We start from the raw sequence: 13,473 nt of genomic DNA, 5'->3' as shown, positions 1-13,473 counted from the left end.
CGCAAACCGTGTATCGCACCTTCTGCCGACGTTCACAAACCACCCAGCGTCGGCACAACCTTCTACCGACACCCATGACTCCCTCAGCGCCGGCACAACCTTCTACCGACGCTCACAGGCCGCTCAGCTTCGGCAAAAACAGAGGGATTTTCGGTGAGACGGCGCATGCCGACAATGCCGACCTGTATGGCCTCGATGCGGGCACAACCGGAGAATCGCGGCAGTCAGCGAAATCCGACAGTCCACGCGGACCATCCTCGTGCGCGACCCACTTCGCATGCGACGGTCTTCGTACGCGACCGTCCTCGTGCACAACCGTCCTCACACCGACTCGTGGTCTTGCATACGATTTCTTCGAGCACTATTCTTCGTCGTGACTGTCCTCACACTTGGCCGCCCTCACGTGCATGCGTCTGTCACCAATCGCAAATAGAAAGACGAGACGAGCACGCCGACAGCTGTGATGCACCCCACCACGCGCACCAACTCGACCACATCAAGAAACATGACGAGACGTGGTCGCCGAGAGCCGCGATACCCGGACACGCCGTTAGCTGGCGCATCCGGGCATCGCGGTTGTGATTCCACAAGAATCAGGCATGCCTCATCAGGCATCCTTGTCGAACAGGCTGTGCGATATGTCCCGCAGGATGTCAGGACTATGACCTTTGCGCCCGCCGGCAGCCCAGAACCGCCTCCGCCTGACTTGCAAATCAAGCCCCGCTGTACGAGCAGCGACGCTACGCCCGAGCTCCCAAGCCGCATCGACGAATACGCCGGCTTCACGGGCTTCGCCGACCACCTGTTGAGACAGTTCTCGGTCAACGCGTTTGCGCGACAGCTCAAGCAGCGTACCGCGCTCCCCCAGCATGCGCCCGGCGCAATACCTGACCACTGATCTGGCGTATTCCTCGTCGTTGACAAGACCGACTTCACGCAATCTCGCTACGACAGCGTCGGCGACGGTTTCGTCGTACCCCTTGAGGACAAGACGCTCCAGCAACGCCGCGCTCGAACGATCCGCACAGTCCAGCAGACGCAATGCCGCTTCCCGGCAAGCATCCTCATCACATGGGTCGCTCGGCCCTTCCTTAGATGCGGCAACGCCTTTGGCCCCGGCGCCCCGGGCCCACGACCTTCCGGACCGCTTGGCTTTTCCGCGCGCCCAACTCCGCGCATGTGACCTAGCATCGTGTTGATTATGGTCTTCCGGCTGCCCGTCGTCGTTTGCATCTTCGAGGGCATCCGGCCGCGGCGCGCCCATCGCCACGTCTGATACGGCATCATGCGCGACGATGGGAGTACCGTGTTGCGCGATAAACGCTTCGGCGTCGATCATCGGACGTCAGGCTTTTTTCGATGCCGCCGCAGAATCGGCAGCAGCCGCTTTGCCAGCCTCGCCACTTGTCGGCGCGGCGGCCGCTGCCGCCTCATCGCCCTCAGCAAATTGGTCAGTCGGCTCAATCAGACCGAACGCCTCCTTGACCTTGGTCTCAATCTCGTCGGACAGCTCGGGATTGTCTTTGAGATATTTACGCACGTTCTCGCGGCCTTGACCCAACTGGTCGCCGTTGTAGGTGAACCAGGAGCCCGACTTCTTGATGACATTGCTCTGCAACGCCATATCGATAATCGAGCCTTCCTTGGAAATGCCTTCGCCGTAGAGCACGTCGAACTCGGCGGACTTGAATGGCGGCGCCATCTTGTTCTTGACGACCTTGACCCTGGTACGGCTGCCGACGGCTTCGTCCCCGTTCTTCAGGGTTTGAATACGACGAATGTCAAGACGCACCGACGAATAGAACTTCAATGCCTTGCCGCCGGTGGTAGTTTCCGGATTGCCGAAGAACACACCGATTTTCTCGCGCAACTGATTGATGAAAATCGCCGTGGTGTTGGCTTGTGCAAGGGCGCCGGTCATCTTGCGCAACGCCTGGCTCATCAAACGCGCCTGAAGACCGACATGACTGTCGCCCATATCGCCTTCGATTTCAGCCTTCGGGACCAGCGCGGCCACAGAATCGATGACGATCACGTCAAGCGCGCCGGACCTGATGAGCATATCCGCGATTTCCAATGCCTGCTCGCCGTTGTCTGGCTGGGAGACGATCAGTGAATCAGTGTCCACCCCCAAATGGCGTGCATACACCGGATCCAATGCGTGTTCGGCGTCGATGAACGCGGCGACACCACCCGCCTTCTGCGCGTTGGCGACAACATGCAGCGCAAGCGTGGTCTTGCCGGAAGATTCCGGTCCGAAAATCTCCACGATACGGCCGCGCGGCAACCCGCCGATGCCGAGGGCCATGTCAAGCGCAAGTGAACCAGTGGGGATTACTTCAACATTCTGCTCCGGACGATCACCCAGACGCATGGCCGAGCCTTTTCCGAAGCTCTTCTCCACCTGCGCAAGCGCAGTGTCCAATGCGGCTTTACGCCGGGGATCAATCTCGTGAGCCCCGGATTCCTGGGCGGCCCCGCCAGCTTTGGCGCCCGCCGCTTTGGCCGATTTTGTCTGCTGTGCCATGTGTTCTCCTTATCTTCACGATTTCAGCGACGATTTCCACGCTACGTGAACCACGCCGATGGTTCCACCCCGCACCGGCAATGTGGTCAAAGGTTGCATTGCCTTCTGCGCCAAGGCCTCAGGGCATCCCGTCACGGAATCGTGTCGTACTGTTACCACTATACCGCATCATACGAACAAATGTTCGAATACCACCCGCCGGGCAGCGCGAGCCGAATGCCCATCACCTGCCATGTCACCGACCGGCTGGCAACGGCGGCGCGTTGTGGTCCTTCCCCCAACGCCTGGAATCGGGGATATCCATCTGGTCGCACAGCACATTCCACACGACGCGGGGCTCCTCCCCCGCGGCAAGTGCTTCGACCACCGTCATATCACCCAGTTTGGGCAGCCGTTGATCCTTGGACAGGCTCCGACCATACACACGGCCGAACACCTCCTCCAACAGTTGCCAGAATTCACGTTCACGCACGCAGCAAGTCTCGCACAACCGGGCTACAAGCCCACCAACGACTGCCCGCTTTGTACTTGCCTCCTCCAATTGCACACCTGCCACCACGCATCCGCCTGCGCCGGGGAACATCCGCGCGCCGAAGCCGCACACACAAAACGGGCGCTTCCCGCCGTAATCGGCAGGAAGCGCCCACGTTTTCTAACAAACCGTCAACCGGCGATTCTTCGCCGACGCCCGGCTAACGCCCATCGATCAGGCATGCACCGAATCGAGATAATCAGCCACCATACGCAACATCTGCGCGGTGCTCAAGCCGAGGGAAGCTGCAATCGAGCTGAGCAGCTCCGAGCTCGCTTCCTTCTGGCCGCGCTCCACCTCGGAAAGATAGCCGAGGGAGACGCCAGCCTTCTCGCTTACCTCACGCAAAGTCTTATGGTCACGGGTGCGCAAATCGCGCAACACATGGCCAATGGCCTCACGCAGGGAGACATCCTTCAGCTGCGAGGCCTCCTCATGCTTGCGAATCGTGGCATGCGGCTTGGTGTGCTCGGCGTCTTCCTCCTGCCACATGCGAGACAGCGCCGACTGACGCTCGTCTTTCGCCTTCTTTGCGGCACGCGCACGCAGCACCTGCTGCTGCGCGAACATCACAGCACGACGCTGGGCCGGCGTCAAATCACGCATACGCGCCGCCTGCCCCGCACGAATCTGGGAATTCTGAACTGCCTTGGTTTCCGTCATCTGATTGGTCTGGGTCATCGTTTCCATCTGCGCAACCCCTTTCGGCTTCGTGTCGTTTTTTCTACACCATGAACAACCGGGAGTGCGGCGAAATTATTCCTGTAGCCCAACTGTGAGCTGCCTCACATTGTTCAATACGTGCCATACCGTCTGTTCGCGCACCTGCCCGCGATCGCCGTGCAAATGCAGTTCCACCGCGGATTCGGTGCGCTCCCCACCCGTCAACACGGCCGGAAGGGAACAGCCGATATACACAAGACCAGCGGGCTTGTCCCCGTCAGGCCCGGGACCGGCGACCCCGGTTGTGGACAGGCCAATCACACGGCCTCCGTACTCCGGCTGATCATACAGGCGGGCGGTCGCGGCGGCCATCTGACGGGCGACCTCAGGATGCACCGCACCTTCTCGCGCCAACAACGAGGCATCGACGCCGAGAATCTTCGCCTTCGCGCGGATGTCATAGGTGACGGCAGACCCGAGGAATACCTCGGACGCGCCCGGAATACGTACGAACGCGTCCGCAAGCAGGCCACCCGTCAGCGATTCGGCGGCGGCGATTTTCACGCCGTGCCGCTTGCAATACTCCAGCACCTGAGCGGCGAGCCCGTCACGCTGCGCCAAACCATACCCCGTGACCGGCATTCAGCGCTCCGTGGCCTGCGCGGCACCCCGACGCGCCTTGACGACGCGGTACACGTACAGCGCTCCTGAATACAGGCACAGGAACAGGGCCACGTAAATCAGGAAGTTCGTGATGAAAGTGTAGACATTCAGCGCGGTGGCATTCGTGATGAACGTGTACGCCGGAACCAGCAGCATGCCCAGGCCGATGCACTGGCACAGCGTCTTGTACTTGCCGGCCTTGTCCGCTGCGATCACCTTGCCGCCGGTGTCGATGACGAAGAAGCGCATCACGGTGATACCGATTTCACGGATGAGGAACAGGATGGTCACCCACCAGAAGACCTCGCCGAATGCGGAGGCAACAATCAGTGTTGAGCAGGTGAGCAGCTTGTCGGCGATCGGGTCCATGAGTTTACCCAGCTCGGTGACCTGGTTGTATTTTCTGGCCATCCACCCGTCGAGCTTGTCGGTCGAGGCGGCGATGATGAACAGAATCGCGGCCGTCCACCGCAGGCCGTGGCTATGTGAACCCCACGGGCCGGCGGCGATATCGATGCCAAGAAAGACCAGCACCAACACGATTCGCGTATAAGTGACGATGTTCGGAGGGCTGTTCCAGCCGTCCAGAAGCGATACCTTGTGTTCTTGTTCAGTCTGCATACCGTTCACCTTACCTCTACTGCACTACCGGACGATGACAACAAGCTGTGAATTCACTGGCGGCTTGGCGCGTCCGGCCAGGGTATCCGCGCCCGTGCCTGAAGTGTCTGCGCGATGTCGAAGACACCTCCATAGTGCCACCGACATCGCACAAATCCCGCCGCCGTGTCTTCAAATCCTCTCCGGCGATTACGCCTCGCCATCCGCCCCGCCATCGGAGGCTCCGCCCGAGACAATCGAATCGGTTTTGCCTTCAATGAACGCGAGCACCTGCGGCAAATCCTGCGGCTGGACCAACACTTCCCTGGCCTTGGATCCCTCGGACGGACCGACAACCCCACGCGATTCAAGCAAATCCATCAGACGCCCGGCCTTGGCGAAGCCGACACGTAGCTTGCGCTGGAGCATGGACGTCGAACCGAACTGAGTAGTGACCACCAGCTGGGCGGCTTGCAGAAGCACATCCATATCGTCACCGATGTCTTCGGTCGGGTCGACCGTATGCTTGTCCGCCTCCTTGGCCATCTGCTCGATGTCCTCGCGATAATGCGGTTTGCGTTGGGTGCGTACGAATTCGACCGCTTTGCGAATCTCGGATTCCCCGACCCAGGAGCCTTGCACACGAATGGGACGCGCCTGTCCCATCGGCAGGAACAGCGCATCGCCCTGTCCGATCAGGGTCTCGGCGCCTGTCGTATCGAGGATCACGCGCGAATCCGTCGCCGACGAGGTCGCGAATGCCAAGCGAGACGGGATATTCGCCTTAATCAGGCCGGTAACCACATCGACCGACGGACGCTGGGTGGCGAGTACCAGATGCACGCCGGCGGCGCGAGCCAGCTGGGTGATGCGCTGGATCGAGCTTTCGACATCGTTCTTCGCGACCATCATGAGGTCTGCCATCTCGTCGACAACCACCAGCAGGTACGGGTATGGGGCAACCTTGCGTTTCGAGCCGGCGGGGGCATGCACTTTGCCTTCCATCACGGCCTTGTTGAAGTCCTTCATGTTACGGAAGCCGAAAAACTGGAGGTCGTCGTAGCGGGCGTCCATCTCCTTGACCACCCATTCCAGCGCCTGAGCGGCATGCTTCGGATCCGTGATGATCGGCGTGAGCAAATGCGGGATGCCGGCGTACGCGGACAATTCGACGCGCTTGGGGTCGACGAGAATCAAGCGCACCTGCTCCGGCGTGGCGCGCATGATGATCGACATGAGCATCGAATTGATAAAGCTGGACTTACCTGAACCGGTCGCGCCGGCGACCAGCAGATGCGGCATTTTCGTCAGGTCGGCGGTGACGAAATGGCCTTCGACATCCTTGCCGACACCGGCGAGCATCGGGTTGGGGTCGTTGCGTGCCTTGTCTGAACGAAGCACGTCGCCCAAATGCACGATTTCGCGATCAATATTCGGAATCTCGATGCCGATCGCCGATTTGCCGGGGATCGGCGAAAGGATACGCACGTCGGAACTCGCCACCGCATAGGCGATATTGCGCTGGAGATTGGTGACCTTTTCGACCTTGACACCCGGTCCGAGCTCAACCTCGTATTGGGTGACGGACGGCCCGCGCAGGAAGCCGACGACTTTCGCGTCGACCTTAAATTGCTGGAACGTGTCGGTCAGCGCGCGGATGACATTGTCGTTCGCCGGGGTGCGCATCGCATGAGGCTTGCCTTTGACGAGCATGCCGAGATCTGGCAGCTGATAGGGCCGGCTCTCGTCGGGCTCGGCGGGCGTCTGGTCACCCGTCTGCCCGGCGCCCTCGTCAGTCTGTCCTTCGGACGTCCCGTATGCCCCGGTTCCTTCCGGATCGGCGGCACCAGCGGTTCGAGTGCCGTCGCCTTGCGCATCGCTCTGCGCGATAGCGGCCCACGGGTCGTTCCCCACCGACACACGCGAGGTGGGCACAATGGCCGGAACTACTGGCATCTGGGCATGGTCGTCGACCGCTTGTGAGATGCCGGTGCCGTCCGGGGCCATCGGGGAGACGCCCGAAGACACCGTGCGCGGGGTACCCAAACGAGTTTCTGCAGCTTCGCCATGCTGTTTGGCCGCATGGGAGAAGGCCTCGTCACCAGCGTATTCGTCAAGGCGATCGTCGCTGTCCTGCTTGGGTTTGCGACGGAACAGCCTGGCGAAGAATCCCGGCTTGCGCTCCGGCTGCGCCTCAACGTCATCATCGGAACCGTCATGGGCGGGCACGCCTTCGGCCATCTGCATGACGCCATCGCCGACCCGAACTTCGTTCGGGAACTGCTCGTCATCGTCCTCATCCTGATCGTCGTCACGATCCGCGCCGCCACCAAGACGGTCAGCCAATGCGTGGAAGCGGTCGGGAAGATCCTGGACGTGGGTGCGTGTAATCAACAGCAGCGAGAACAGGGCAACAATCACGAATACGATGACCGCGAACACCTTCGACAGCCCCCATGCGAGCGGCGACCCCAGCAGGAAGCCGAACACACCGCCTGCATTCTCTAGGACCGACAGATCGAAACCGTGGGTGTCGGACGCCACAACGGCATCGATGATCGAGCAAATCGACCACAGCAGCAACACCCAGCCCGTCACCACACGCGGATTGTCAGAATCCTTGCCGGCATTGCGCATCAGACGAAACGCCACAATCGCGAGGAACACCGGAAGCACAACGCTCATCACGCCGAATGTGCCGGCGGCGAGCGTATGCAGGAAACGTCCCAAGGCCCCGTTGACCCGGAACCATTCGGAAGCGCAGAACAGCACCGAAAGAATCACCATCACAAAGCACAGGCCGTCACGCCGGTACATCGGGTCATACTCGCCGACGCCGGTGAGCGCCCTGACCGCAGCGCCGAAACCGCGCGGAATGGCGAGCAGCAGCTTCTTCCACAGCGGCTCCTCGCCGACGAGACGCTCGTCGTCAGACAATACGCGGGTGCGTGCCGTATCTTCCGTACCGGTACGTTTCGATGACCCGCTCGACCTGCGGCGGGTTGATGTCTTGTGCTCCTGTGAAGAGGATGAGGATGTGGTTCGTGCCATAGCGACTCTGATTCTAGCGTCCTGCGGTCACATCGTTGAAACGGGACAGCTTCGGCCCCTTACGCCTGGATGTCACCGAGATGGTGCTGGACGTATTCGTCGGCATGCGCGTCAATCGCGTCATACTCCCCCGCGTCCGCGTGATCGATAATCGCCATCGCATTATCCAGCAGCTGAGGGTTCAGCGCCTCAAGCCAATGGATGCGCGGGTCGCGGCCGAACCATCCCATCTGTTTGCGGGCGAGCCTGCGGGTTTTCTGCGCAATATCGAAGAACGCGTCATCCTCGTCCCAGATGCCGTCCAGATAGTCGATGATCTGCTGGTAGCCCAGCGCGCGCCCGGCGGTGAAGCCCAGATGTGGGCGCAACCGGCGCACTTCGTCCACGAATCCATGTTCACGCATCGACTGGGTGCGTTGCATGATCCGGTCGTCAAGCTCGCGCCGCGGCAAATCAAGCCCGATCTGCACGCTGGGAATCACGTAACGGTAGCGGGGCAAGCTCGCCGAATACGGTCGTCCGGTTACTTCAATGACTTCAAGCGCACGGACGGTCCGCCGCGGATTATGAGGATCCATACGAGCCGCAGCCTCGGGATCCTTGGCCTTGAGCTCTTCGAACAGCGCGGCGGCGCCTTCCTCGCGCTCCCGCTGTTCCAAACGCTTGCGCACCTCAGGATCGGTGCCGGGGAAGGAGATGTCGTCAATCGCAGCGCGTGCGTACAGACCTGAACCGCCAACCAGAATCGGCCTGATGCCTTGCGATTGCAGATCGTTGATGCACTCGCGGGCAAGCGTCTGGAACCGGGCGACACTCATCGTGTCATCCGGGTCGATGATGTCAAGCAGATGGTGCGGGACCTCGGCTTGTTCCTCAGGGGTAGGTTTCGCCGTGCCGATATCCATGCCCCGGTACATCTGGTATGCATCCGCGTTCACGATTTCCGCGCGCTCGCCGCGTTTCGCGAGGGCCTTCGCGATGGCGATGCCCAATCCGGTCTTGCCTGATGCCGTCGGGCCGACAATCGAGACGACACGCGGGGCCGAAGCCCCTGCGGATACAGTTGGCGACTGCTCGCAGCGGTCCGACAACCCGGAATCCTTCAGTTCTCCCATCGGTTCATTCTCGCCGTCCGCCTGCAGCATATACGCCTCCATGTCTGTCGTTTCTCTCCACCACTGTACTCAACCCACCCAGACGCCGTGGGACGCACGGCACCGGTGTTCAGCCGCGACGGACCCGATAGGTTTGTCCCGCCTGCGGATCGGGGTCGGCAATCAGATTATGCTCGCCGGCGTGGGTGACGGTCGCCGTCACAAAATCACCGACCTGCGGCTGCGGGCAGCCTTCAGGCACGCCGATATGCACCAACGCACCGGTGCGCTCACGGCCGGTGACCCGATGTGTCTCGTCGTCCTTCTTGCCATGGGTTCCGGTGACCATGACCTCCACATCACGCCCTTCGAACTTGTCAAGCTCCTCTTGCGTGATCCGTTGCTGAAGAGCGAGCAGACGGTCAAAGCGCTCCTGGACAACCTGCTTGGGAATCTGTTCCATCGCAGCGGCCGGGGTGCCCGGGCGAGGCGAATATTCGAAAGTGAAGGCGGTCGAGAACCGCGCCTGTTCGACCACGTCGAGCGTACGCTGGAAATCCTCCTCGGTCTCCCCTGGGAATCCGACGATGATGTCGGTGGAGATACGGGCGTCAGGCATCGCCTCCCGCACTTTGGACAGGATGGTCAGGAACCGTTCCGTACGGTACGAGCGGCGCATGGCGCGCAGTACACGATCGGAGCCCGATTGCAACGGCATGTGCAGCTGGTGCATCACGTTCGGCGTTTGGGCCATCGCGTCGATGACATCGTCGGTGAATGCAGCGGGGTGCGGCGAGGTGAACCGGACGCGCTCCAGCCCCTCGACCTGCCCGCAGGCGCGCAACAGCTTGGAAAACGCATAGCGGTCGCCCATCCCGTAGCCGTACGAGTTGACGTTCTGCCCCAACAGTGTCACCTCTTTGGCGCCGTTGGCCACGCACTCGCGCACCTCGGCGAGCACATCGCCCGGGCGCCGGTCATGCTCGCGACCGCGGGTGGTCGGCACGATGCAGAAGGTGCACGTGTTGTTGCACCCCACCGAAATCGACACCCACGAGGAGATACGCGAGGAACGGGCAGCCGGCAACTGGCTCGGGAAATAAGTCAGGTCGTTGGCGACATCGATCTGCGGCTCGCCGGTCGCGCGCGCTTGGTCAAGCAGACGCGGAAGTGAGGCAATGCTTTTCGTACCGAACACCGCATCGACCCACGGGGTCCGTTTGGCGATGCGCTCGCGGTCCAGCTGGGCCATGCACCCGCCGATTGCGATCTGCACGCGCGGATTCGCATGCTTGTAGCGCGCCCAGCGTCCGATGGTGCCGTACATGCGTTCAGCGGCGTTCTCTCGCACCGCGCAGGTGTTCATGACCACAAGATCGAAATCATGCTGTGCGATCTGGCGTTCACTCGCCGGCACATACCCGTCCTGCTCCAGCACGCCTGCGATGCGCTCGGAATCGTGCACATTCATCTGACAGCCGAGCGTATGAATATAGAACACACCCTTGCCGCGGCCGTCCGGCCGAACATTCCCCGACTGCCCGGCAGCCGGTCTCGAGGCGCGCTCCGCCTCGGTCATCATCGCTTCATCCATAACCGCCGATTGTATCGTCCGGTCGGCACACCGCCGGCGTGCCCGAACACCCGGCATGTCGCCGTGGTATCCGACACGTCCGGGGACCTCACGCTATCATGGTCAATCGTGATACTTGACCGACATAACCGCATCAATATTGGAGAGATGAAAGCGCGGCTGGGCGATTTGAAACTCGGCGAACAGTTTCCCGCGGAGGAGATTACCGAATTCATCGACCTCATGCAGGTCTATGAAGGCGCGATGTACGAAATCAGCACCAAGCTGGAAATCCTTGACAGCGAATTCCAGGTGCGATTCGCCCACAATCCGATCCATCATATGGAACGGCGATTGAAATCGGTGGATTCCATCCTCGGCAAACTGCAACGCAAATCACTGCCAATCAATACCCGGTCAATCAAAGACAACCTGTTCGATGTCGCCGGTATCCGCGTGATTTGCAACTACCGCGATGACGTGTACTCGGTATCGAACTACCTGTCGGCTCAATCGGATATCCAAGTGCTGCGCGTCAAGGATTACATCAAGAACCCCAAGCAGAATGGCTATCGCAGTCTCCATGTGATTTACGCCGTGCCGGTATTCCTGTCCTCGGGGGCGCATTACACGCCGGTCGAAGTGCAGTTCCGCACCATCGCGATGGATTACTGGGCGAGCCTTGAACACCAGTTGCGTTATAAATCCGACCTGCCCGACGCCAAACTCGCCGAACATTCGCAGACCCTGCTCGATTGCGCGCGTAGTCTGCAGAACATCGAAGCGCAGATGCAGGGCATTCACCGCGATATCACCGGAGCCCCGCGTGTTGAGGAGGCTCCGCAGGCCTGACGTCTCGCGTCTTCGCAGAATCCCGAAACATCAGGTGCGTCCCGCTTGCCGACAAGGCGCACCAGATGTTCTTCCCGGCGCATAATGTCAATACCATCGTGGGGCGCCGGACCCCTGGGTCTCAAGGCCTTGAGACCCCAAATACCCTAGAATCCCAGCGCAGGTCTGGTCAGTCCTTGTTCAAAGAAGCGGAATTCATGCTCCGACGAAACGAGCGCCGCATGCATCATATGCTCATATTCGTCAATCGATGCTTCGGCGGCAAGCCGGTCGCAGATCTGCACCTCGCGCAGCGTGCTCTCGGTGAATTCCGGGTCGGAATACATGCGGATCCACTCGCCGAAGGGATGCGTCTCAACGTCGATATGCTTCTCGCGCACCTGCTCGCGCATTTCCTTGCCCATGGCGGCGTACAGCCAGAAACACGGCATGACCACAGCGGCAAGCCGGGCATACGAGCCGGAATCGGCGACCCGATGCTCGTGGCCGATATAGGCCGCGGTCACCTCGGAGCGGGAAGTGCCAGACGGGTCGAATCCATGCTTGACATACCAGTTGTGGTGGAACATTACCTCGGAATCCACACCTCCGGAAGCCGCCTGTGCGAAGAACACCCGCTCGTCCAGGCGGTCGGCACGCGAGGAGGCGAGCGCCAGCAGCGACGTGTAATCGGTCAGATAGATGTCGTCTTGATGCAGGTAGAACGCGAAATCCTCCAATGACAGCGTGGCATCCACCATGCTGGTGATGAAGCGCATGCCGTGAATCCGTTCGCGGATGGGCCGCACACGGTTCCAGTAGTCGGCGCTGAAGCGCAATCCGGTCGGCGCGTGCTGCCATGTGAAATCGACTGGCCCGTGCCCTTTGCCCACGTGCAAACGGTCGGCGGCGGCGATTGCCCCGTTCATCCACGTTTTCGCACGGCGTGCGGCCTGCTCCCATGTGTCGCATTGCGGGCGCAGCGCGGCGAGCGTGCTGGACAGGGTGTCCCCCGTACCGTGGACGTTGTGGGTGCGCACCGCACGGCCTTCGATACGCGTGGTGCGCACCTCGCCCTGCCCGTCGGACGGTTCGGCGAGTATGTCGGTGCTTGACGCGCCGCCGGCGAGCGCGAGCGCACCGCCTTTGGCGTATACGGCGACGCCATAGCGCTTACATACCTCGCGTGCCATGGATTCCAGCGTGTCGATATCCGCTGCTGGCTGGTCGGCGTCGGCGAGTGCGGCGAGTTCCGGCACATTCGGCGTGATGATGTCGGCCATGGGGATGATGTCGCGCAGGGCCTGTTCGGCTTGCTCGGTGAGCAGGGCGTCACCGGATTTCGCGTACATGACCGGGTCGAGGACGACTACCGGTTTGGCGATGCCCTCGTCACGGTAATGCTGCTCCAATGCGGTCAGCCACCCTTTGACCGCTTCGACGAGTTCGGGGGTGCCGAGCATACCGATTTTCATCGAGTCGATGATTGCGTCGTCGCTGACCGCATTGAGCTGTGCGACAAGGAAGTCCGGCTCCATGTTCACGATGCTGGTCACGCCCTGAGTGTTCTGTGCGAGGACGCTGGTCATGGCCGCATACCCGAACGCTCCTTGTGCAGTGAACGCTTTCATGTCCGCCATGGTGCCGGCGCCGCCGATCGGGTCTGAACCTTCGATGGACAGGATTCTCAGCCGGGATGGCGCGTCTGCCGCGCGCTCCCCCGCGGCCTCCAATTGCGCGAGCGCCGCCATGGCGCCGGTGACGCTCGGGGTTTCATTTGATTGCTGGTATTGCGGCTCACTCATGCCGGACATCCCTTCGCTAGTGCTGACTAGATCAGGTTCAACGGGTGTGTTCTCAGCCTGTCGGCACCCCGTGTCACCGGCAATCCACCATAGCCGACCCCACGGTCAATGCCGCCCTGCACACGTCCGCTCGG

The 13,473-nt window shown here is 61.2% G+C and carries 11 protein-coding genes and 1 riboswitch; of the genes, 1 reads left to right on the top strand and 10 read right to left on the bottom strand.

Features of this window, described 5'->3' with window-relative positions; all coding sequences use genetic code 11:
- Positions 1-607: 607 nt before the first annotated feature.
- The 9 genes from CQR48_RS03530 to miaB all read right to left on the bottom strand — a co-directional run bounded on the left by CQR48_RS03530 (position 608) and on the right by miaB (position 10,724).
- Positions 608-1,339: a regulatory protein RecX gene (locus CQR48_RS03530; RefSeq protein ID WP_101452029.1), complete on the bottom strand. Its 732-nt coding sequence runs from the start codon at positions 1,337-1,339 to the stop codon at positions 608-610.
- A 6-nt stretch (positions 1,340-1,345) separates the two neighbouring features.
- Entirely contained in the window at positions 1,346-2,527 is a 1,182-nt protein-coding gene (recA, locus tag CQR48_RS03525) for a recombinase RecA (protein ID WP_033492404.1), read from the bottom strand.
- Positions 2,528-2,762: 235 nt separating this feature from the next.
- A complete protein-coding gene (locus tag CQR48_RS03520) occupies positions 2,763-2,999 on the bottom strand; it encodes a DUF3046 domain-containing protein (protein WP_015450250.1) in 237 nt (78 codons plus the stop codon).
- A gap of 234 nt (positions 3,000-3,233) precedes the next feature.
- A complete protein-coding gene (locus CQR48_RS03515) occupies positions 3,234-3,749 on the bottom strand; it encodes a helix-turn-helix domain-containing protein (RefSeq protein WP_015450249.1) in 516 nt (171 codons plus the stop codon).
- Positions 3,750-3,815: 66 nt separating this feature from the next.
- Positions 3,816-4,364, bottom strand: coding sequence for a CinA family protein (locus CQR48_RS03510; protein WP_015450248.1), 549 nt, complete (start codon positions 4,362-4,364; stop codon positions 3,816-3,818).
- Positions 4,365-5,006, bottom strand: a complete 642-nt coding sequence (pgsA, locus tag CQR48_RS03505; RefSeq protein ID WP_015450247.1) for a CDP-diacylglycerol--glycerol-3-phosphate 3-phosphatidyltransferase — start codon at positions 5,004-5,006, stop codon at positions 4,365-4,367.
- A gap of 189 nt (positions 5,007-5,195) precedes the next feature.
- Positions 5,196-8,036, bottom strand: a complete 2,841-nt coding sequence (locus tag CQR48_RS03500; RefSeq protein WP_180335108.1) for an FtsK/SpoIIIE family DNA translocase — start codon at positions 8,034-8,036, stop codon at positions 5,196-5,198.
- Positions 8,037-8,095: 59 nt separating this feature from the next.
- Positions 8,096-9,151, bottom strand: coding sequence for a tRNA (adenosine(37)-N6)-dimethylallyltransferase MiaA (gene miaA / locus CQR48_RS03495; protein ID WP_081602353.1), 1,056 nt, complete (start codon positions 9,149-9,151; stop codon positions 8,096-8,098).
- A 109-nt stretch (positions 9,152-9,260) separates the two neighbouring features.
- Entirely contained in the window at positions 9,261-10,724 is a 1,464-nt protein-coding gene (gene miaB, locus CQR48_RS03490) for a tRNA (N6-isopentenyl adenosine(37)-C2)-methylthiotransferase MiaB (RefSeq protein ID WP_033492350.1), read from the bottom strand.
- A gap of 147 nt (positions 10,725-10,871) precedes the next feature.
- Here miaB and CQR48_RS03485 point away from each other — a divergent pair, with 147 nt between their 5' ends.
- The gene (locus tag CQR48_RS03485; protein ID WP_015450243.1) at positions 10,872-11,555 is read left to right on the top strand and encodes a GTP pyrophosphokinase; all 684 of its coding nucleotides are present in this window, start codon (positions 10,872-10,874) and stop codon (positions 11,553-11,555) included.
- Positions 11,556-11,701: 146 nt separating this feature from the next.
- Here the strand turns inward: CQR48_RS03485 and thiD are convergent, their stop codons facing one another.
- Complete coding sequence (gene thiD / locus CQR48_RS08995) at positions 11,702-13,339, bottom strand: bifunctional hydroxymethylpyrimidine kinase/phosphomethylpyrimidine kinase (protein ID WP_143252469.1); 1,638 nt, start codon at positions 13,337-13,339, stop codon at positions 11,702-11,704.
- Positions 13,331-13,420: riboswitch (TPP riboswitch) on the bottom strand. It overlaps the preceding gene by 9 nt.
- Between the last annotated feature and the right edge of the window lie 53 nt (positions 13,421-13,473).

Source organism: Bifidobacterium thermophilum (assembly GCF_002846655.1).
Lineage (GTDB): Bacteria > Actinomycetota > Actinomycetes > Actinomycetales > Bifidobacteriaceae > Bifidobacterium > Bifidobacterium thermophilum.
This window is presented reverse-complemented; position numbering and strand designations above follow the sequence as displayed.

Bases quoted from the DNA above. Each gene is read 5' to 3' on its own strand.
- CQR48_RS03530 (WP_101452029.1), bottom strand. From the start codon at position 1,339: ATGATCGACGCCGAAGCGTTTATCGCGCAACACGGTACTCCCATCGTC.
- recA (WP_033492404.1), bottom strand. From the start codon at position 2,527: ATGGCACAGCAGACAAAATCGGCCAAAGCGGCGGGCGCCAAAGCTGGC.
- CQR48_RS03515 (WP_015450249.1), bottom strand. From the start codon at position 3,749: ATGGAAACGATGACCCAGACCAATCAGATGACGGAAACCAAGGCAGTT.
- CQR48_RS03510 (WP_015450248.1), bottom strand. From the start codon at position 4,364: ATGCCGGTCACGGGGTATGGTTTGGCGCAGCGTGACGGGCTCGCCGCT.
- pgsA (WP_015450247.1), bottom strand. From the start codon at position 5,006: ATGCAGACTGAACAAGAACACAAGGTATCGCTTCTGGACGGCTGGAAC.
- CQR48_RS03500 (WP_180335108.1), bottom strand. From the start codon at position 8,036: ATGGCACGAACCACATCCTCATCCTCTTCACAGGAGCACAAGACATCA.
- miaA (WP_081602353.1), bottom strand. From the start codon at position 9,151: ATGGGAGAACTGAAGGATTCCGGGTTGTCGGACCGCTGCGAGCAGTCG.
- miaB (WP_033492350.1), bottom strand. From the start codon at position 10,724: ATGGATGAAGCGATGATGACCGAGGCGGAGCGCGCCTCGAGACCGGCT.
- CQR48_RS03485 (WP_015450243.1), top strand. From the start codon at position 10,872: ATGAAAGCGCGGCTGGGCGATTTGAAACTCGGCGAACAGTTTCCCGCG.
- thiD (WP_143252469.1), bottom strand. From the start codon at position 13,339: ATGAGTGAGCCGCAATACCAGCAATCAAATGAAACCCCGAGCGTCACC.